This window comes from Photobacterium sp. GB-36, from assembly GCF_003026135.1.
Lineage (GTDB): Bacteria > Pseudomonadota > Gammaproteobacteria > Enterobacterales > Vibrionaceae > Photobacterium.
The window spans coordinates 369045-388745 of the sequence record NZ_PYNY01000001.1; the positions used below are offsets into that span (position 1 = coordinate 369045).

The 19701-nt window shown below is 38.5% G+C and carries 17 protein-coding genes and 2 tRNA genes; 10 read left to right on the plus strand and 9 right to left on the minus strand.

Annotation, left to right across the window (positions count from 1 at the left end):
• Nucleotides 1-151 precede the first annotated feature (151 nt).
• The 4 genes from fucP (at nucleotide 152) to gspS2 (ending at nucleotide 2710) form a co-directional block, all read left to right on the plus strand.
• Nucleotides 152-1444 carry an L-fucose:H+ symporter permease gene (gene fucP / locus C9J46_RS01595; protein WP_107290446.1) on the plus strand — a complete coding sequence of 431 codons (1293 nt, stop codon included), beginning with the start codon at nucleotides 152-154 and terminating at the stop codon, nucleotides 1442-1444.
• The gene (locus tag C9J46_RS01600; RefSeq protein WP_107290447.1) at nucleotides 1445-1801 is read left to right on the plus strand and encodes an L-rhamnose mutarotase; all 357 of its coding nucleotides are present in this window, start codon (nucleotides 1445-1447) and stop codon (nucleotides 1799-1801) included.
• A gap of 188 nt (nucleotides 1802-1989) precedes the next feature.
• Complete coding sequence (locus C9J46_RS01605; RefSeq protein ID WP_107205662.1) at nucleotides 1990-2289, plus strand: YciI family protein; 300 nt, start codon at nucleotides 1990-1992, stop codon at nucleotides 2287-2289.
• Nucleotides 2290-2308: 19 nt separating this feature from the next.
• On the plus strand, nucleotides 2309-2710 hold the full coding sequence (gspS2, locus tag C9J46_RS01610) for a type II secretion system pilot lipoprotein GspS-beta (RefSeq protein ID WP_107205661.1): 402 nt from the start codon (nucleotides 2309-2311) through the stop codon (nucleotides 2708-2710).
• 75 nt (nucleotides 2711-2785) lie between these two features.
• Here the strand turns inward: gspS2 and sbmA are convergent, their stop codons facing one another.
• The 4 genes from sbmA to C9J46_RS01630 all read right to left on the minus strand — a co-directional run bounded on the left by sbmA (nucleotide 2786) and on the right by C9J46_RS01630 (nucleotide 6208).
• On the minus strand, nucleotides 2786-3796 hold the full coding sequence (gene sbmA / locus C9J46_RS01615) for a peptide antibiotic transporter SbmA (protein WP_107290448.1): 1011 nt from the start codon (nucleotides 3794-3796) through the stop codon (nucleotides 2786-2788).
• Nucleotides 3797-4074: 278 nt separating this feature from the next.
• Nucleotides 4075-5013, minus strand: coding sequence for a class I SAM-dependent methyltransferase (locus tag C9J46_RS01620; RefSeq protein WP_107290449.1), 939 nt, complete (start codon nucleotides 5011-5013; stop codon nucleotides 4075-4077).
• A gap of 80 nt (nucleotides 5014-5093) precedes the next feature.
• On the minus strand, nucleotides 5094-5363 hold the full coding sequence (locus C9J46_RS01625) for a hypothetical protein (RefSeq protein WP_107205658.1): 270 nt from the start codon (nucleotides 5361-5363) through the stop codon (nucleotides 5094-5096).
• A 149-nt stretch (nucleotides 5364-5512) separates the two neighbouring features.
• Nucleotides 5513-6208, minus strand: coding sequence for a TIGR01621 family pseudouridine synthase (locus C9J46_RS01630; RefSeq protein WP_107205657.1), 696 nt, complete (start codon nucleotides 6206-6208; stop codon nucleotides 5513-5515).
• 288 nt (nucleotides 6209-6496) lie between these two features.
• Here C9J46_RS01630 and cls point away from each other — a divergent pair, with 288 nt between their 5' ends.
• Entirely contained in the window at nucleotides 6497-7948 is a 1452-nt protein-coding gene (gene cls / locus C9J46_RS01635; protein WP_107245511.1) for a cardiolipin synthase, read from the plus strand.
• 79 nt (nucleotides 7949-8027) lie between these two features.
• Here cls and yiaY read toward each other — a convergent pair whose 3' ends face one another.
• Complete coding sequence (gene yiaY, locus C9J46_RS01640) at nucleotides 8028-9176, minus strand: L-threonine dehydrogenase (RefSeq protein ID WP_107259463.1); 1149 nt, start codon at nucleotides 9174-9176, stop codon at nucleotides 8028-8030.
• A gap of 528 nt (nucleotides 9177-9704) precedes the next feature.
• On the opposite strand from yiaY, the gene C9J46_RS01645 reads away from it, so the two are divergent.
• Nucleotides 9705-10499 carry a M48 family metallopeptidase gene (locus C9J46_RS01645; RefSeq protein ID WP_107205654.1) on the plus strand — a complete coding sequence of 265 codons (795 nt, stop codon included), beginning with the start codon at nucleotides 9705-9707 and terminating at the stop codon, nucleotides 10497-10499.
• A 54-nt stretch (nucleotides 10500-10553) separates the two neighbouring features.
• On the opposite strand, the gene C9J46_RS01650 is transcribed toward C9J46_RS01645, so the two are convergent.
• Nucleotides 10554-11420, minus strand: coding sequence for a LysR family transcriptional regulator (locus C9J46_RS01650; protein WP_107290450.1), 867 nt, complete (start codon nucleotides 11418-11420; stop codon nucleotides 10554-10556).
• Between the two features lie 98 nt (nucleotides 11421-11518).
• Between C9J46_RS01650 and C9J46_RS01655 the strand changes: the two genes are divergently transcribed.
• The 3 genes from C9J46_RS01655 to C9J46_RS01665 all read left to right on the plus strand — a co-directional run bounded on the left by C9J46_RS01655 (nucleotide 11519) and on the right by C9J46_RS01665 (nucleotide 14713).
• Nucleotides 11519-12130, plus strand: coding sequence for a LysE family translocator (locus C9J46_RS01655; protein WP_107290451.1), 612 nt, complete (start codon nucleotides 11519-11521; stop codon nucleotides 12128-12130).
• A 330-nt stretch (nucleotides 12131-12460) separates the two neighbouring features.
• The gene (locus C9J46_RS01660) at nucleotides 12461-13687 is read left to right on the plus strand and encodes an NRAMP family divalent metal transporter (protein ID WP_199190623.1); all 1227 of its coding nucleotides are present in this window, start codon (nucleotides 12461-12463) and stop codon (nucleotides 13685-13687) included.
• 216 nt (nucleotides 13688-13903) lie between these two features.
• A complete protein-coding gene (locus C9J46_RS01665) occupies nucleotides 13904-14713 on the plus strand; it encodes a S9 family peptidase (RefSeq protein ID WP_158259262.1) in 810 nt (269 codons plus the stop codon).
• A 289-nt stretch (nucleotides 14714-15002) separates the two neighbouring features.
• Here C9J46_RS01665 and C9J46_RS01670 read toward each other — a convergent pair whose 3' ends face one another.
• The 3 genes from C9J46_RS01670 to C9J46_RS01680 all read right to left on the minus strand — a co-directional run bounded on the left by C9J46_RS01670 (nucleotide 15003) and on the right by C9J46_RS01680 (nucleotide 16123).
• Nucleotides 15003-15530, minus strand: coding sequence for a hypothetical protein (locus C9J46_RS01670; protein ID WP_107290452.1), 528 nt, complete (start codon nucleotides 15528-15530; stop codon nucleotides 15003-15005).
• Between the two features lie 384 nt (nucleotides 15531-15914).
• Nucleotides 15915-16005: transfer RNA gene (locus C9J46_RS01675), tRNA-Ser, on the minus strand.
• Between the two features lie 30 nt (nucleotides 16006-16035).
• Nucleotides 16036-16123: transfer RNA gene (locus tag C9J46_RS01680), tRNA-Ser, on the minus strand.
• 223 nt (nucleotides 16124-16346) lie between these two features.
• On the opposite strand from C9J46_RS01680, the gene mscM reads away from it, so the two are divergent.
• Nucleotides 16347-19637 carry a miniconductance mechanosensitive channel MscM gene (mscM, locus tag C9J46_RS01685; RefSeq protein WP_107290453.1) on the plus strand — a complete coding sequence of 1097 codons (3291 nt, stop codon included), beginning with the start codon at nucleotides 16347-16349 and terminating at the stop codon, nucleotides 19635-19637.
• The last annotated feature ends 64 nt before the right edge of the window (nucleotides 19638-19701 follow it).

A 19701-nucleotide genomic window follows, 5' to 3' on the forward strand; every position in this document is an offset into this window, starting at 1 on the left:
CTTTAAAAATAAAAAACCGAATAAATACAGAATATAAAGACCATGATAGCAATTAAAAAACCATAAATTAATTAAGTGACTTTTTTAGGTAATATTTCATCAACCCTACTTAATGATGATTTTTTACAATAATGGAATGAGGCATACTTAAATGCATGTAAATATAAAAGAGTCGAATGTTAATAACATTTCAACCACTAAGAAATATACTCTCGCGTTTGCCACCCTTTGTGTTATGTTTTTTGCTTGGGGTATCCCTAATGCACTTCAGAATGTAATTCTTCCTCAGTTTCAGATCGGTTTCCAATTAAGCAATCTTCAAACGGGATTTATTGATAGTGCTTTTTATTTTGGCTATTTTTTCGTTCCGATCATTGCAGGTATTGTCAGTAATAAATTTGGTTTTAAAGTGTCAATTCTTATTGGTGTCGTGTGCATGGCGACAGGCACTTTTCTGTGCTCGACATCTGCATCAATATTTAGTTTTGGCTATTTCTTAGTTGGCCTGTTTGTCATCGCTGGCGGTTGTGGATTTTTAGAATCATCAGCAAACCCGCTTGCAACAATGCTAGGATCTAAAGATGAAGCTGCTTTTAGAATAAACTTTGCACAAATCTTTAATGTAGCAGCAAGCTTTTTAACGGCAATTATTGGCTCTCACTATATATTAAAAGGCGTTACATACAAAAGTGATACTCAATTAGCTGCAATGTCTCAAGAACAAATAGAAGCTTACCATCACAGTTTAGTACAAACAGCGACAGCACCTTATTTCGTTATTGCAATAGGGCTATGTCTTATCGTTGCTTTAGTCATTTTCACACCATTTCCTAAAGCAAGTGATGTAGGTAGTGCAGGTGAATCTTCTGACGGCTATTTCAAAACATTTAAGCGTGTCATGAAAAAGCCTCATTTCAAGTGGGCGCTCATTGCGATGTTTTTAATGAACGGCTGTCAAAATGGTATTTATGCCTTCGCAATTCGATACAGTGCAATGAAACTAGAACTAACACCAGATAAAGCGTCAAGCTATTTAATCTACGTACTTGTTGGTGCTCTTGTTGGACGTATTCTTGGTACACAGCTAATTAAACGCTTTTCTCCTCATTTAGTATTAGGGTATTTAGCCATCTTATCTTGCATTGCCGCATTATCAGCATCATTTGCACCTGGATATATTGGAGTGTACTCGTTAGTAGCCGCAGCAATGTTCATGGCTATTATGTACCCAACTATTTTCTCTCTAGGTATTGCAGATTTAGGAAGAGACACAAAAATCGCTTCTTCTTTTATGGTAATGATGATTGTAGGCTCTGTCGCTATGGTGCCACTTATGGGGTTCATTGCTGACAATGTTTCTGACTTCTCGATGGCTGAATTAGCCCCAGCCTTTGGCTACTGTGTGATCTGCTTCTTTGCCTTTAAAAAAGCGATGGTGCGATAAATGAAAATTTTTACCAAAGTACTTAAGATTAATAAACACTTTAATGCCAGTGAATATATAAAAGCACACCAGCCCGAAAATATGTGGCCAGAAACCGTGGCAGCCTTAGCTGAAATTGAAGTGTTAGATATGGAGTTATATTTACATGACGACACTATCATTATGACAATGATAACTAGCGACGACTTTAATCATGATATCGCAATGGCGAAGTTAGCAACACTTCCTCGCCAAGCCGAGTGGGAGGCTTACGTAGCAAAGTTTCAAGGTGCCGATAAAAATCAATCAGCTAAAGATAAGTGGCAGCCATTAGACAGAATTTATCATTTTAAAACATGCCAAGAGTTTCTAAACTAACATCAAAGCCCTAGTTTTCTGGGGCTTTTCTTTTTTTCAAAAAATGACGTTATTAACCACATTCGACAAATATAAAAAATACGCCTAGTTAGTGCTTTTTTTATTGGTTACTATGGAGAAATAGAACAACAAGATAGCCAGCAACACCATAGTGCTGTCACTTCTGTACTTTATTAGGGAGAACAATAATGTGGTACGTCATTTTTTCTCAAGATGTTGAAAATAGCTTAGAGCGACGTATGAGCGTTCGTGAAAAACACCTTGCACGTTTACAAGATTTACAAGAACAAGGTCGATTGTTAGTTGCAGGGCCTATGCCTGCTATTGATAGTGAGAACCCAGGTGATGCCGGATTTACAGGCTCTACTGTTATTGCAGAATTTGCTTCTTTAGAACAAGCACAACAATGGGCTGACGCTGACCCTTATATTGATGCAGGCGTATACGCTAATGTGATTGTGAAGCCATTCAAAAAAGTGCTTCCATAATTTATTTAAGGGCTAGATTGTGAAATTAACTATAAGCAAAGCGCTAATCACCGCATCATTAGGTTTATTACTGCTTAGTGGCTGTGCTTCTCATGAAAAGCAACAAATTGCAGAAACATTAGCAAAAAGCCGCGCGGCAGCAATTGATAGTAAAGCACCTTATCCAAAAATTGATGCCTATCAAATAACCCAAGCCTACGCGTCAGGAAATACCGTTAAAATTAATGTTCTTTATGGTGGAAAAAGTCGTGTTTCGCCATCCAATGCTGCCAAAACGGCTGCAAGAAACTACTGTAATAACAAAGAAATACAACCTTTATTTGATAGCGGCGTAAATTACCTAATTACGATAAAAGATATCAGTGGTCGTACAATGGCGCAGCAAGCAGTATCTAAAGACTCTTGTGAAGAACTGAATTAATATTCATTTCCATAGCGATAAAAAGCCCGTACCAATAATCATTTGGCACGGGCTTTTCAATATTAATAGGTATATTTAAATTTGCTCGTCTATCGTTACTTCTGAAGCCGCAATGGCCTCGTTTATTTGTATTTCAAATGCTTTCAAACGCTTATAAATCGACATCAATTCAACAATAGTCTTCCAAGAATGCACCAAATATTGGAATGATTCTTCTACTTTACTAAAAGCATTAGAAATTTGTGTAAAGAGCCCGAAAGTCAGTGCACCGGAAACAATAGCAGGTCCCATCGCAATGAGAGGTATAATCATTGTATATTGAAGATAAGAAAACTTAGCAATATCAAAATACAGATAATGCTTGAACAATGTGAAGTAATTTTTCCTAACGTTTGAATACAGTTCTTTAAGTGTTTCAGGCTGCGCTCGCTCCAGATGATCCTCACCATGTACAAGCTCTTTACGATACGCGGCTTCAACTTTTTGATTATTAAACTCAAGCCCCGGAAGTTTAACTCCTACAATAGCGAGAAGCCCTGTTCCAAAAACAGAAATAATGATGGCTAAATAAACCAGGGAATGCTCAACGGGCCCTATCCAAGGTAGTTCTTTGATATTCTCACTTAACGTCCACAATAGAGGTAAAAAAGCAATAAGCAACATGACTGAACGTAAAAAACTAACCCCTAATGTTTCAAGGATCGCTGCCAACCTCATTGTATCTTCTTGTACACGCTGTGATGCCCCTTCTATATGACGGATCTTATCCCAATGAGAGGTGTAATAATCATTCATTGCTGTTCGCCATCTGAACACGAAGTGCTTAGTAAAAAACTCTAAGAAAGCGGCAATAATGATATACAAAGACACTATGTTGAAAAATTCTAAGGTTCCCGCAAGTATTTCTTCAAACTTCACTGAGTTTGGCGTTGTCATTGCCTTTTGAAGTAAATTGTAAAAAGATCCATACCATTCATTGACTTCAACTGTAATTTGTACACTATACCAAGTACCATAAAGTATTAATGCGCTTCCCAAAATCGACCATAAAAACCAGCGTCGTTCGAGAAAAAAAGACTTAAACATAATGACTCATCCTTAATCGATGTTTTGTTATGTGGCTACCCTAGACGAACTAACAATCCTACGTTTTTATTTTTATATGCTGTCTTTTCAGTATTTGTCAGCAGCTGAAAAATTGCAACATTACCTTAATTATGAACAAGTTAGTAAGGTTGAATATATGGCTATGTGGCACTTTATCCATTTTTATCACTAGCAACGTAGCAATTAGATATAAAAAATCCCTTATATTTAAAACATAAGGGATAAGATAATGGTTATCGCTATTTTCTATTTTTCAATTAGTTGCGTTGGAATACCAATGCCTTTAAACCACCTTCTGGCTCAATATCTTTAAACTCGGGTGGATTATCAAGACGTTTTTCAAACACGAGCTCTGGTGCTTCTGCTGCCATACCTTCAATTAAGAAAGTTGAAGTAATACTAGGATCATTCACACACGCTAACACTGTACCGTTTTCGGTTAACAATTCAGGTAAGCGACGTAAGATCTTTTGATAATCTTTCGTGAGCGCAAAGCTACCTTTTTGAAATGATGGTGGATCAATAATAATGAGATCGTATGGGCCATATTTGCGTACCTTACCCCATGATTTAAATAATTCATGGCCTAAGAAACTAACTTTCTTTAAATCATGTTTATTTAAATGGTGATTATCACGACCACGGCTTAATGCCGCTTTTGCCATATCAAGGTTCACAACATGCTCTGCGCCACCAGCAATTGCAGCAACCGAGAAACCACAGGTATAAGCGAATAAATTTAACACGCGTTTACCCGCTGCTTGCTCACGAACCCAATCACGACCAAAGCGCATATCAAGAAATAAGCCGTTATTTTGCTTACGTCCAAGATCCAGCTTGTACACTAAGCCACTTTCAATCACATCTTGATATTCAGACGTATCACCCCACATCACGTCCATCGGAGATCCTTCGCGATCACGATGTTGAAGCAATAGCGATGTCGCACCACTGTTTTGCCATTCTGCTGTTTTAGTCAGTTTATTCAGCAAAGTGGTAAGTTCAGCTAAGAACTCAGGAGATGGCTCTTTAAACAAGGAAACAAGTACTTGACCTTGTAGCCAATCAACCGTTATTTGCTCTAACCCTTGCCAGCAACGTCCACGGCCATGAAAGAGTCGGCGAACTTCATTTGGCGGTGAAGACAAGGCTGTGAGTAGATGAGCTTCTAAAGTGGGTAATGCACTTATTTCCATAATTTCAAACTATATAGTGAATTAAGGGCGCTATTTTAACCACTGGCCACAAGAATACCAGTTTCCATGTCTTATATTACTCAAGCCGCTAATAATAGAGCCGTTGGCAACACTGAAGTAGTGATTTTTTTAGGTAAACAATGCGGTATAAATGCAGGATAATTACGGTAAATTAAATGCGATGATAATTGAAAAATACCATCGTTAGTCTGTTTTAATTCAGGGAGGTAAGGGAAATAAAACGTAGCATACTTTAATTGAAAAAACTGCTGAGCCCGATACCGACAATGTCGAAGTTGGCGTTGATTACGACGTTGTTTTCTATGAGCTCGTGAGCGGACAATACGCATGTTTTTTCTCTTGCTAGGTGATCCTAGACAGCCATTATACGTTAAGCTTATTGATAGTTATAGCACCAAGAATATGTGCTGATGCTAGTTGCTGAGGATTTCTACAGTTCTAAATAAACTGCAGAAAAACACAGCATCCATACAAAGATTTATACACTCGCCTTTTTATAAGCTAATGTTGGCCACTCTAATTGCCATGGCTGATTCCAATCGCTTAACGCCTGTTGTGTCTCAGCGACTTGCCACAATTTACCGTCTGTTGGTGGACAAATAAAACGCTGTGTTTCGCCCTTATAAGGAAAAGACAGTGCATAAGCATGTAAATAACCACGATCTGACGTTTCAGTGCCATAAATATCATCGCCAGTAATACCAGAACCCACACTACGTAATGCAACACGGATCTGATGCGTTTTTCCTGTATGCGGCTTACAGAGAAATAAACGTCGTCCTTCACCTGCAGCTGTTGAGAAAAACTGAGTAATGGCTGGATTTTCCTTCGTACTTTCTAATTTCCAGCTACTGCGACGTGAGCGAGTCATATCACCAATCACCACACCTTGTTTTTTCTTTGGCTTTTTGGTGCCTATTGCTACATAAAACTTTTCGACCACCCGCTCAGCAAAATTTGAAGATAGGATCGATGCCGCTTCTTTATTACGTCCAAGCAGCAGTAAACCTGATGTCATTTTGTCTAGACGATGGATCAAATACAGCTTTTCATCGCCGGTGTGTTCAGCAACAGCTGCGAGTAACGGCTGATCATTGTCATCTTTATGAACACTGATACCTGGATGCTTATTAATAACTAAAAAATCAGGGTGTTGGTAAATAAGAGTAAACATAGGGCAGCCTTACAACAAAAGAGCGAGCGAGTATACCAGCACAATATCAAAGGAAAAGTCAGGGGGTGAAATTAACACCGGAGAAAAATGGTATATCTCTATCTAATAAATGCTTCTCTTCATAATTTTCAATAATTAATATTTGGTCCAATTTATATATTTAATTAAACAGTTAAAAACTGATATCTCACCCAATTTTTGTTAATAAACACCCTAAATACTAGGTTTTTTTCACTTTTCAATGCACTATATATCTATAACGTATTATTAAAGCAATGAAGTCATTTGATGGAACAATTTTATCAAGTCTTAACGTGGATTGGCGTTTTCGCCTATTGGTTACTCATCGCATCGGTTACTGTTCGCGTCGTATTTAAACGTCGTGTAGTTGGAGTATCACTAGCGTGGATGATGATCATTTACATCGTACCTATCGGTGGGGTAATTGCATATTTATTATTTGGTGAATTAAATCTTGGTAAAAAGCGAGCTGAGCGTGCACGTGAAATGTTTTTGCCTTTTGCTAATTGGTTTAAACAACTCAATGATTGTCCAGGACATCAACCTCAGGAAATGAGCCTTGTTGCTAAGCCGATCAGTGATTTATGTGAAAATCGCTTAGGTATACCTGGGCTTATTGGTAATGATCTTTCCTTGCAATCATCGCCACAAGAAATTTTACGTTCATTGGTTAAGGACATAAATAATGCACAACACTCAATCCACCTTGAATTTTATATCTGGAATCCTGGTGGGCTTGCTGATGAAGTGGGCGTTGCTTTAATTCAAGCGGCTAAACGTGGTGTTAGAATCCGCTTGTTACTTGATTCTGCGGGCAGTATGCGCTTCTTTCGTTCACATTGGCCTAAGTTAATGCGTGGTGCTGGCATCGAATTAGTTGAGGCCCTAGCAGTATCACCGTTTAGGATGTTCTTCCGTCGTCTTGATTTACGTCTACACCGTAAAATTGTCGTGGTAGATGATCATATTGCTTATACTGGCTCTATGAACTTAGTCGATCCTGCATTCTTTAAAGTCGATGCGGGCGTGGGTCAATGGGTCGATGTCATGGTGCGAATTTCAGGCCCTACCGTCTCGGTTTTAAATTGTATTCAAGCATGGGACTGGGAGGTAGAAACAGGGAAACGCTTTTTACCCCCACTGCCTTCCTGTACCTTTGATACTGCGCACAAAGACACAGTACAAGTCATACCATCAGGGCCAGGTATGCCCGATGATATTATTCACCAAGCGTTGCTACTAAGTATTTACCAAGCACAAAAATCTGTCGTTATCACAACCCCTTACTTCGTGCCGAGTGAACATTTACTGCATGCCATGAAAGGAGCAGCTGATCGTGGTATTGCAGTACATATTGTTATTCCGCGTAAAAATGATTCGATAATGGTGGAATGGGCAAGCCGATCATTCTTTAGTGATTTACTTGAATCTGGAGTACATATCCATCGTTTCCACGGCGGGTTGTTACACACAAAATCAGTAGTTATTGATGATAGCCATTGCTTAATTGGCACTGTAAATCTTGATATGCGAAGCTTATGGCTTAATTTTGAAGTGACAATGGCGGTCGATAATATCGTTTTCACCCAAGAGCTCAGCCAATTACAACAACGTTATATTGCTGATTCCGACGAAATCGATCGTGAACAATGGAGTAAACGTTCCATGAAGAATAAATTTATCGAGCGCTTTTTCTATATGTTTAGCCCACTGCTTTAACGCAATTAAGCTTGTATAAAAGTTAACCATTAAAAAAGGCAATCATCTGATTGCCTTTTTACTATCTCATTACTTTAGCTTACATTGCTGCCATAAAGATCTGAGATATTTCTTCATGGGTTGCCTGTTTAGGGTTAGTAAAACCACAAGCATCTTTCAATGCATTATCAGCCAATAATGCGATATCTTCTTCTTTCACACCCAGTTCTTTTAAACCGAGTGGAATGCCAACATCTTTAGATAGCGCCACAATCGCTTCAAGTGCCGCATTAGCCCCCTGCTCTGCAGTCATACCTTCGACATCAACACCCATAGCCTTAGCAACATCACGTAAACGCTCAGATGATACTTGTGCGTTATAACGCTGAACATGCGGTAGTAATATCGCATTACATACACCATGAGGAAGATTGTAGTAACCGCCTAACTGGTGCGCCATCGCATGTACATAACCGAGTGATGCATTGTTAAATGCCATACCAGCCATGAACTGCGCATACGCCATTTGCTCACGAGCATTAAGGTTTTGACCTTCTTTCACTGCGGTACGTAGGTTTTGTTGAATTAACTCAATCGCTTTAATCGCCACAGCATCAGTAATTGGTGTCGCGGCTGTTGAAACATACGCTTCGATAGCGTGAGTTAATGCATCCATCCCTGTTGCAGCGGTTAGTGATGCAGGTTTCGCTAACATAAGTTGAGGATCATTGACTGACATTAACGGCGTGGTGTTCTTGTCGACAATCGCCATCTTAATATGACGCTCTTCATCAGTAATGATACAGAAACGGGTCATCTCCGATGCAGTACCCGCTGTGGTGTTAATCGCAACCACAGGTAACTGTGCTTTTGCAGAACGATCAACACCTTCGTAGTCACCGATTTGACCACCGTTGGCAGCCAATAGCGCAATACCTTTCGCGCAGTCATGAGGCGAACCACCGCCCAATGAAATTACAAAATCACATTGGTTTTCTTTTAGTAACGCTAAACCTTCATCAACGTTTTTAATGGTTGGGTTTGGTTGGGTGCCGTCGTAAACCACAGAGTCAATATCACGCTCAGTGAGCAATACAGCCACTTGAGTAACCACACCAATTTGGTTCAATACTTTATCGGTAACAATGAGTGCTTTTTTAAAGCCGTGAGATTTAATCGCATCAGCCGCTTGAGTTAAACAGCCTGCGCCCATAAAGTTAACAGTAGGAATATAGAATGCACTGCTCATAATATTTACCTTAATTTAAATAATATTAATTACCAAAACACTCTGTTAAAAAATGCTTTCGTAAATAACACAAGAATAATCAAATATCTTTTTACTATTGTTTTACCTACTTAATGATTTATTTATTTGATCTAAAACAAACAAGATCACGTCATAATAAAGATAAATTTTTAAATTGATAAAGGTCTCATTATTTGATTTTTATTATCTATTAGATGAAATTTATATTTTCAATAAAGAAACAAAATAAAAAATAAATGGCAAGACTTTATAATTAATGTGACATATCCCGATGAAAAGTCGAATCAATCATGATATAGCCTTAAAAAGATTAACTTAGTAACAAAAAGAACAATTAAGCCACCTAGTTACAACAAGAAATACCAAAAAGAAATACCAAAAAGAAATACCATTATTTTTTCATTATGTGCATCGCACTTTTATACTCTTACATTTGCCTGTCATTACTCTTAATTGCACTATTTTTCCTATTGATCATTTTAATTAACTGACAAAAGGAATTATTTAATGAACGTTTCTTCGTTACGTCATCCTAAAGAACATCTTTATAAAATGTTATGCATTATTATTGGTGGATTAATTTGGGTTGGATTATTACTAGGCACATTTTTTAGTATTCTTATTTTTCTTATTCCAGTCGCATTCTTTATTTGGCTATCAAGTAAATTCTTTCAAGCTAGTATTTTTGGTAATGCCGTTCACGTTAATAAAAACCAATATGCAAACTTAAATAATATGGCTGACGAAATAGCCACTGCGCTAGATATGAAAGAAAAGCCTGAAATGTTTATTGTAAATTCTCATGGTTTAACCAATGCATTAGCGGTGAAATTTCTATCTCGTAAATACACGCTACTGTTTAGCGATTTAGTTGATTTATTATGGGAAGAGAAAAAACAAGATCAACTGCGTTTTGTCATTGCTCATGAACTTGCTCACCATGCTGCAGGTCACGTAAATTTCTGGATTAACTTATTAATGAAACCAGCAATGTTTATCCCTTTCTTAGGTTCAGCTTATAGTCGTGCGTGTGAATTGACCTGTGATCGCATTGCTGCTGAAATAATTAATAATAAATCCGCCAGCATTAATGCCCTCATCACGCTGGCATCTGGAAGCCGCGAACTGGTGACTGCGACCAATAACGACAGTTTTGTACAACAAGAGCTGGGTGTGCCTGCCGTGTTTGGCTTTTTACAAGAAATTACATCAAGCCATCCACGTATGACAAAACGTGTTATCGCGATTAATAACTATCAGCTTGGTGATCAGAAATCGACTCTAATCGCTCGTGAAGCCTAACAAAATCGTTGCCATAGCTAAAAGCCGTTTTAAATTGCGGCTTTATTCATTTTATCACTTCGGTATAGCCTGCGATAAATTATCCACTAACCAATCAGCAAACTGTTTTTCTTCACCGACTAAATGTGCTTTATCACTCATCAGAATATAATCACACCCCGACGGCACAAAACCAAATGGCGCGACCAACACACCTCGTTTGATATCATCCATAACAAAAGGATATGACCCCATTGCAGCTCCTAATCCATCAATAGCCGCTTGAATACAAAAATAAAAATGACCAAATGTCTGCTGGGAGTGGTGAGTAAAATCAGTTGCTGTATCGCTCCTTTGCTGCCAGTTTTGCCATGCGCTAGCTCGAGTTGCACTATGAATCGTCGTGATACTGCCTAGATCGTGCTTCACTTTTTCCCAATAATCGGGCGAGAAAACGGGCCCCACCCATTCTTCAACTAATGACGTTTTGTAGTAATCACGATGACACTCAAAATCATCACGACGTATCGCAAGCGATAAGCCATTTATCCCTAATTGCACAGCACCACCAGCTGTCGATAAACGCACATCAATACCTGACGATTCATAAAAGCCACTTAATCGAGGCATTAACCAACGCATGGTTAATGTTGGCTCACATGACACCTCTAACGTATGAAGCCTTGACTGTCGCAACGCATTGACAGTGTTTTCCAATACGTTAAATACTTGACGGGTAGACACTTTTAACTTTTCACCTTCCTGCGTTAAAAAGACGTTACGCCCTTTTTTATAAAAAAGCGCAACGCCTAAATACGTTTCTAGCGTCTTGATCTGTTTGCTCACTGCACCATGCGTAATGTTCAATTGCTGTGCCGCTTCACTAAAACTAGAACACGACGCTGCTACATCGAATACATGAAAAGCTTTAAGATGTCTCATCTGTGAATTTTTCTCACATGTTATTTCACTTCTTTTCGATTAAAACATAGCCATCGCACGCATACAATATCGCCATAAAAAACTTGCTGGAGAGACAAATGGAACTGATCAGCTTAGCGATCTTGGGATTATTGATTGTAATAAGTCTCGGTGCTGACTTCGTATTAGTGTTAAAAAACAGCCTCAATCACGGACGTTCCGCGGGGATCTGGACTGCAATCGGTATTAGCCTTGCGATCACCATACACATTTCTTACTCATTATTGGGGATCAGTTACCTTATCTCACAAAATGAAATGCTATTTAATGCCATTCGCTATGCAGGTGCTGCCTATCTAATTTATTTAGGGATAAAAGGAGTCTTTTTTTCTGACAACAAAACCGATCTACAAGGTGCAACTAAGCCGAGTAAAAGTAGCCAACACTTTCTAGCACAAGGCTTTCTTTGTAACGCGTTAAATCCTAAAACCATGCTGTTTTTCTTAAGCGTGTTTAGCCAAGTAGTATCGACAGACGCAAGCGATAACCACATTGCCTTGTTATATGGTGGTTACATGATTGCGATGCACTGTTTATGGTTTAGCCTTGTTGCGATCCTATTTACATCAAAAGCACTGCAAACACGTTTATTGAATATGAAGAAACGACTAAACCAACTCTGTGGCGTAGGACTGGTTACCTTCGGTACTGTACTGGCATTAAAATCTTAACGCTTCAAACTCAACGTCGCTGATCATCATTCAGCGACTTTCTCTTTATCGCTTCCAATATTTCGACAAAATCTAACTGACTTAGTGAAAAGTTCTAACTAAACATTCCTTACGAAAATAAATATCGCACAAATAAGTAAAATCTAATTTTTATTCTAATTTTTCGTTGACAGCTTTACCTCATGTCACTAATATCCGCGTCGAAGCAAACGATTACATTTCGTAACTATCTGTTTTTACGTTTTTTTTCTTTTCTTTGAGTCAGCTGATCTCGGTCAGTTGTCTTTCTTTTTTCTATATAAAGAGAGAGACAACATTTTAGAGATCAACATGACAACGATGACTTCTGCAGCACCTACCAGTACTCAAGACACTTCTTGGCAAAACAAAGCAATTTTAAGTGTAGCTTTCCTAATGGCTACGACCTCTGTTGGTCCGGGATTTTTAACCCAAACTGCTGTTTTTACTAACATCTATAAAATCGACATGGCATTTCCTGTTTTTGCATCCATGTTTATCACCTTCGGTATTGTGATGAACTTGTGGCGCATTGTGGGTGTATCTGGCTTACGTATCCAAGACATTGCGAATCGTGTTACCCCGGGGATGGGCTATGTTGTTGGTATTCTACTTGCGCTTGGTGCAGTGGCGTTTAACTTCGGTAACGTCAGTGGTGCAGCATTAGGTATCAATGTTCTGACAGGTGTCGATACGACATGGGGCGCATTGTTCACAGGTGTTGTCGGTTGTTTACTGTTTGTCGTTCATAATGCCTCAAAACGCATGGATCAAATGGCGCGCTACCTTGGCTTGTTTATGATTGTGCTGATTGCTTATGTGGCAATGACTAGCCTTCCACCTATGGGTGAAACACTAAAAGCGGCAGTGATACCAACAGATATGAGTAACCTATTACTGCCAACGTTAACCATTGTTGGTGGTGCTGTCGGTGGTTACTACACAGGGGCGCAGCGCTTAGTTGATGTTGGCTTGCAAGGTAAAGAAAACGTAAGCGTAATTGAAAAAGCAGCATGGGCTGGCATTTCCATCGCTGTTGTTATTCGTATTCTGCTGTTCTTAGCAGTATTTGGCGTGATTGCAACAGGTGCGGTATTAGAGACCTCAAACCCAGCCGCCGATGCGTTCCGTCAAGGTGCAGGTGACATAGGTTATTTTATCTTTGGTTTGGTGTTATTTGTTGCTTCAATTACCTCGGTGGTTGGTAACTCTTACATGGCAATCTCGCTAATTAAAACCCTATTCCCTATGGTTGCGCGCAATGAAAAAGCATGGTGTGTGGGTTTTATTATCATCACCAGCCTTGGCACCGTGACCATGAACATGCCTATTCTACTGCTGATGTTAGCCGGTCTTATTAACAGTATTATTCTGCCAGTGGTATTAGCCATGGTACTTGCCGCTACTCGCCGCAAAGACATCGTCGGTGATTACAAGCATCCAATGTATCTAACCGTTACAGGTGTATTGATTGTGGTGGTAATGGCTGCGGCTAGCCTTTCAAATATCAGCAACTTTATGACGAAGTTTATGGGATAAGCCCAATACTGGGTTCAACCCAATAAAGGTCTAGTGATGGCGCTAGACCTTTCTGCTTTTTATGACTCATGATTTGTAATAGACATCTGATTTTTAACTTTATTGTCAGATAGATAAACTAAATCAATTTAGAATAACCAATATATCATTCATTTTTAATCTTTAATCATGTTTAAAAAATATATCATCCCTTCGTTACTATTAAGTTTTTCTAATATGGCCCTTGCCGACGCTCAGCAAATCTCTCTACATAATGGCAGCTATGATATTCCAGCTATCTTCTCGGTACCTGATAAGAAAATAGATGAACAGATACCTGCAGTGATCATGCTCCATGGAACAGGGACACAAAAAGATGAAGTGGGTAATTTATATAAATCTCTCAGTGAAAAATTAGAAGCATTAGGTATTGCATCTATTCGTCTCGATTTTGCAGGCAGTGGTGACAGTAAAACATCTGACTTAGCATACTCTTTATCTTCTGCTGTTCTCGATGGACAGACCGCTTTTAACTACCTTCAAGCTAACCCAAAAATAGATAAGCATCGTATTGGGGTTATCGGCTTTAGCCAAGGCGCATTAATCTCACAATTATTGGTCATCGAAGAGCCCAACATTAAATCACTTGCTGTCTGGTCTCCTGCTGTTGGTAATGGCATTGCACCAATGAAAGCCTTTTTTGAACAATACTATGACGAGGCAAAACAGAACGGCTACGCATTAATTAAATATGATTGGCGTTCACCATTTAAAGTAAACCTAACATGGTTTGAACAATTAAAAGCCCAGCAATCACTCACATTGATGAAGCAATTTACAGGTTCCCTATTAGCGATTTCAGGTACTAACGATACCGTTTTACCGTGGGAAAATGCGAATACACTGATCACCGCATCAGGCAGTAAAGACGCTACAGCTGTCGTCATAAAAGATGGTGATCATATCTTTAATGTCTTTGATCCACAGGCACATCAAAGTAAAGAGCTACTAGAAATAACAGCTAATTGGCTAAATTCGCGTTTATAAGTCATCATTTACGCTAAACGCAAAAAAGCCGCTGAGGGTTAACTTAGCGGCTTTCTTTAATATTGTTGGGTGACACAAAACCAACGCCATAGGACTCTATAAGCAAACTCAAATATGAGCAGAAATTATTTAGAAACTCGCTCTATTTTTACAAGTAAATATTAGAAAAAGTAACGATAAATTCGACTATAAACATTTACTAGCCAAAATGATTAAAACTACAGAATCACTTCTTTTCTATGAAAAATGCTCTACAAGTAAACGTCCTGTTTATTTTATTTCTAGCTGTTTACTCAGCTTTCGCCAAAGTTACTTCTTGATCTAGTTTGCTGAAATCCCAGTATGTGAAATTTTCTCTCAGTGAAAAACCACCTAAATTCTCTTCCCAAGTAAAGTCTGTGTCACTGTTATTCCATTTTACCGAATACAGTAACCCGTCCCCCTTCTCATTACATTTTAATTTTTTCGGTGTGCCATCTGAAAATTTAGCGGATGTTTCAATTTCCTTATTCGCATTACATGACGTAACAAACAATGCAAACGCACTGAGACTATAATCTTTGTTCTTATAAACATGAATTACGTATCCCTTATTCATATTGACCTTTCTAAGAATACTCTTACCGTCTACCTCACGAATCTGAATACGTTCATATAAGTCATGCCATACCCAGTCTTTATCGGTAGCATAACTTAACTCAACCTCATCTTTCTTTCGCTGCTCATTCTCATTGTAAAAGTAGTAACTCACGCCACTTAATATTGAGATTAAAATAATTACAAGAGTTACTTTTAATAGCGTTCTTATGAACTTCACAATGTATCCTTTATCAAATTACAAATCAGTATTCTTACGCTATAGGCAAAAAAACACTCATAAATTACGCGATAATATTCTATTTAACTCATAGTTATCATTAGGTTGATTGCTATTTTTTGTTTCAAAGTGTTTTTTAAAGATGTAGAAAACAAGAAATGTACTAAATTCTCCTTAGAGAATTTGCCCTGCTTTAACAATACAAATGACCCAACTTAAAAAGGCTGCTGAGTCAAACTCAGCAGCCTTCTTTAATATGATGGAGAAGTTATAGGTATTAGAGGATTTGAATCCTTCTAATATGGGTATAAGTCTAGAAAAATATATTCATTCTTTCAGATGCAAAAAAGCCGCTGAGGATTAACCAGCGGCTTTTTCTAAATATGGCGGAGAGATAGGGATTTGAACCCTAGATACGCTATAAACGTATGCCGGTTTTCAAGACCGGTGCTTTCAACCACTCAGCCATCTCTCCTAAAATTGTAATCTCTTATTAAATAAGAGATGGCGGTGAGGGAGGGATTCGAACCCTCGATACGTTGCCGTATACACACTTTCCAGGCGTGCTCCTTCAGCCACTCGGACACCTCACCACATTGTTGCTGAACCGCTATGCGTTTCAACGGCGGCTAATGTAATCACTTATGCGATATCGGTCAAGGTATTTTCCCATTCTCTTATTCATTCGCCGACTTCTATATCAATTAGGTCTATTCTCATACCAATCTATTGTTTTTCATCAATTTCAATTACTGTAACATAACGCTGATATACCTTGCTGTTTATGCATCCGTAGTACTCAATTACAGGTTTTTTATGCGATATTTCTCATTTTTTTATCTCTTCTTATTCTTTCTCATTTCCACCCCACTATCTGCTGAAGAGAACGCATCAAACGAACATTTTATTGCCAACAAGATCAGTCAGCTTGAAGCTCAACAAAAAACGCCTGAAATAATCAAACAGCTTTCTGCTTATCAAACAGCGGAAAACCAGCTTGAGAAAACTAAAAACTTTAATCAAGCAACACGTAGTTATGAAAAGCTAATGAACTCCTATCCAGAAGATAAGGCAAGAGTTCAAGATCAAATAGCGAATTTTAGCGCGACCGAATTTCCAGCATCTAACGACTGGGATCACGATCAGCTAACATTAGAAATTGCAGAGCAAGATACCAAGCTGGTCCAACTAGAGATAGCACGCCAATCATACCGCAATATTTTAATTGAAATTGAGCATGGTATTGACGATTTCTCATACCAAACCAATAAGTTAAGAACACAAAAACAAAGTATCACTAAAGAGCTAACTCAAGCGCAACGGGGCAATAACACAGAAGCTATCATGCTGCTTCAAATTGCCGAGCAATATACAACTAGTCATTTATTTATGCTGGAAGCTGAACAGCTAAGTGCAGGTAATCGTCGTGCGTTAGCAAAATTAAATCTGCAATATGAAAACTTACAAATTGAAGCACATCAGGCATATCGTAATAACTTACAAAATACACTTAATCGTGTTTTACGCTCTAACGTTTCTGAAAATGATGAGCAAAATGAAGAGCTACAAGCTGATATTCAAAACCAGCCAGAAGTGATTAAACAGCAGTTAACATTAAACAAGCATTTGTCTTCTGAGCTAGCAGCGCTGACGTCTAATATTGAACAAACACAGCAGTCTATTAGTACAACCAATGAGCAAATTACTGAAACCACACAAACAGCAGATGCATTAAGAGTCATGGCTGATTGGCTTAAAATAAGCCCAATTATTAGTGAGAACCTTCGTAACCGATTACAAAGTTTACCGTCAAATCCACCGATTGATAAACTTAATCGTGATGTCGCCCGTAATCAAATTCGCCTTTATGATTATCAACAACAGTCTGATTTACTTAAAAATAACAAAGAAAAGATCAGTACCAGTAATCTATCACCGCAACAAATTGATCGTTTACACGCGCTGATACAAGATAATCTCAAACTATATAGTGATATTAATAAAGCGTCTGAAACGTTAATTTACCAACAAGCCAAGCTTAAAGTTATTTTCGATCGCCTAAATAGCATGCTGATCAAGATTAAAAATGAATCAGCAAAATTACTTTTTTGGGCACCCAATACTAACCCACTCAGCTTTGATGTCATCAAGCAAATGGGTGAAAAAATCAAATGGTTCTTTTCTCCAACACAATGGATAGGTCTTGTTAAAGTCCCGCACTTTATTAGCCCTTACTCATTGTTTGCTAGTATATTTGTCATTGCTTCACTGCTTGCATTTCTATATTTTGCCAAAAAGCATTGGGTACTTTATTTAGAAAAAACCAGCAAACGAATTAACCGTGTCACTGAAGATAAATTCCGTTATAGCTACACCAATGTTGCGATAGCCTTCCTTCTGGCATGGCCAATCCCTCTGATCATATTTGTTGTTGGTTATACTTTAAGCCTTGCTTGGCAGTTACCCTTTATTTTCCATTTAGGCCAAGCCCTATCGCTACCTTATGCACTGGTTGTGTTCTTTTTCATTCGAGAGTTATGCCGCAAAGATGGACTTTTCATCAGTCACTTTGGTTGGTCTGAAGAAATTACGAATAAAGCATTAGATAATTATCGACGCTTAATGATGGTGTTTATTCCAGCACTTATCTTGCAGCAATTCACTATGCTAACAAGTGAACTCGATACAACGGCTACCCTTGGACGATTAGCTTTTATTATTTCTAATATCGCTATCAGTTTTTTCCATTGGCGATTGTGGAAACTCAAGATGCCAATGACCTATGGTGATTTGCCTGAAGGAAAAGCCCATATTGGACACCATATCTTTTGGTGGGTACTCATCATTACCCCACAGGTACTCAACTATGCGGCACTCAATGGATACTTAGCCACATCACAAACCATCATGCTACGTATTCAGCAAGGTGCCGTGATTGGTGTTGTCGTCTTACTGGTGTACTTCTTAATAAAAAGATTGATGTTAATACAAAAACGTCGATTAGCATTTGAACGCGCAAAAGCAAAACGCCAAGAAATCATTGCTCAGCGTCAAGCAGAAATGTTGGAAGAGAAAGACGAACACCACGTTAGTAACGATCTCAGCATTGACATTGAAGAGCCGAAAGTAGACTTAGATAAAATCAGTGCTCAATCATTACGTTTATTACGCTCGCTATTATCACTGATTTATCTGTTTATTTTAAGTTGGTTGTTTTCCGATTTTTATCAAGCAACGTCACTATTAGAAGGTGTTACGTTATGGGATGTAACCAATACCATCAACGGTATTGAAGAGCTACATACCATTACATTACAAAGTGTTTTACTGGCGGTATTTGCTTTTGGTTTAACGGTTATTTTGGCACGCGATTTACCCGGTGCTATGGAACTGCTTATTCTGCAGCATCTTGATTTAAGCCCAGGTACGGGTTATGCGATAACTTCTGTTACTCGCTATTTAGCTATTTTCATCGGGATTATTGTTGGCTCGGCATTAATTGGTTTTGACTGGAGCAAGATGCAATGGCTAGTCGCAGCCCTTGGTGTTGGTATTGGTTTTGGTATGCAGGAAATATTTGCCAACTTTATTTCTGGCTTAATTATCTTGTTTGAAAAACCAATTCGTATTGGTGATACGGTAACGATCCGTGAGCTCACGGGTGTAGTCGCGAAAATAAAAACCCGCGCAACGACGATTGTAGACTGGGATAGAAAAGAAGTGATCGTGCCTAATAAAGCGTTTGTTACTGAGCAATTTATTAACTGGTCGTTGTCCGATGCAATTACTCGAGTCAATCTTTCAATCAATGTGAAATTTAAAGCCGATCCTGAGCTAGTAACACAATTATTATTTGAGGCGGCAGAGGAATGTGAACTGGTACTCGATAATCCAGCACCTGAAGTATTCTTCTTAGGTTTAACCGCTAATTGCCAACAATTTGAATTGCGTGCTTATGCCGCAGAAACGGGGCATCGCTTAAGCTTAACCCATGATCTCCACTGCCGAATTAAGAACAAATTCATTAAAAATCATATTGATATAGCATCGCCGCAGTTAGAAGTAACAATGAAAGGCCAGCAATTTCATCCCGCCAGTGGCAAATAACATTTAATCATATCTTCACGTACTGCTATTAAACCGATAGCAGTACGTATATTAAGAACCACTC

Excerpts from the sequence above, each read along its gene's own strand:
- fucP (WP_107290446.1), top strand. The coding sequence starts at position 152 with ATGCATGTAAATATAAAAGAGTCGAATGTTAATAACATTTCAACCACT.
- C9J46_RS01600 (WP_107290447.1), top strand. The coding sequence starts at position 1,445 with ATGAAAATTTTTACCAAAGTACTTAAGATTAATAAACACTTTAATGCC.
- C9J46_RS01605 (WP_107205662.1), top strand. The coding sequence starts at position 1,990 with ATGTGGTACGTCATTTTTTCTCAAGATGTTGAAAATAGCTTAGAGCGA.
- sbmA (WP_107290448.1), bottom strand. The coding sequence starts at position 3,796 with ATGTTTAAGTCTTTTTTTCTCGAACGACGCTGGTTTTTATGGTCGATT.
- C9J46_RS01620 (WP_107290449.1), bottom strand. The coding sequence starts at position 5,013 with ATGGAAATAAGTGCATTACCCACTTTAGAAGCTCATCTACTCACAGCC.
- C9J46_RS01625 (WP_107205658.1), bottom strand. The coding sequence starts at position 5,363 with ATGCGTATTGTCCGCTCACGAGCTCATAGAAAACAACGTCGTAATCAA.
- C9J46_RS01630 (WP_107205657.1), bottom strand. The coding sequence starts at position 6,208 with ATGTTTACTCTTATTTACCAACACCCTGATTTTTTAGTTATTAATAAG.
- cls (WP_107245511.1), top strand. The coding sequence starts at position 6,497 with ATGGAACAATTTTATCAAGTCTTAACGTGGATTGGCGTTTTCGCCTAT.
- yiaY (WP_107259463.1), bottom strand. The coding sequence starts at position 9,176 with ATGAGCAGTGCATTCTATATTCCTACTGTTAACTTTATGGGCGCAGGC.
- C9J46_RS01645 (WP_107205654.1), top strand. The coding sequence starts at position 9,705 with ATGAACGTTTCTTCGTTACGTCATCCTAAAGAACATCTTTATAAAATG.
- C9J46_RS01650 (WP_107290450.1), bottom strand. The coding sequence starts at position 11,420 with ATGAGACATCTTAAAGCTTTTCATGTATTCGATGTAGCAGCGTCGTGT.
- C9J46_RS01655 (WP_107290451.1), top strand. The coding sequence starts at position 11,519 with ATGGAACTGATCAGCTTAGCGATCTTGGGATTATTGATTGTAATAAGT.
- C9J46_RS01660 (WP_199190623.1), top strand. The coding sequence starts at position 12,461 with ATGACAACGATGACTTCTGCAGCACCTACCAGTACTCAAGACACTTCT.
- C9J46_RS01665 (WP_158259262.1), top strand. The coding sequence starts at position 13,904 with ATGGCCCTTGCCGACGCTCAGCAAATCTCTCTACATAATGGCAGCTAT.
- mscM (WP_107290453.1), top strand. The coding sequence starts at position 16,347 with ATGCGATATTTCTCATTTTTTTATCTCTTCTTATTCTTTCTCATTTCC.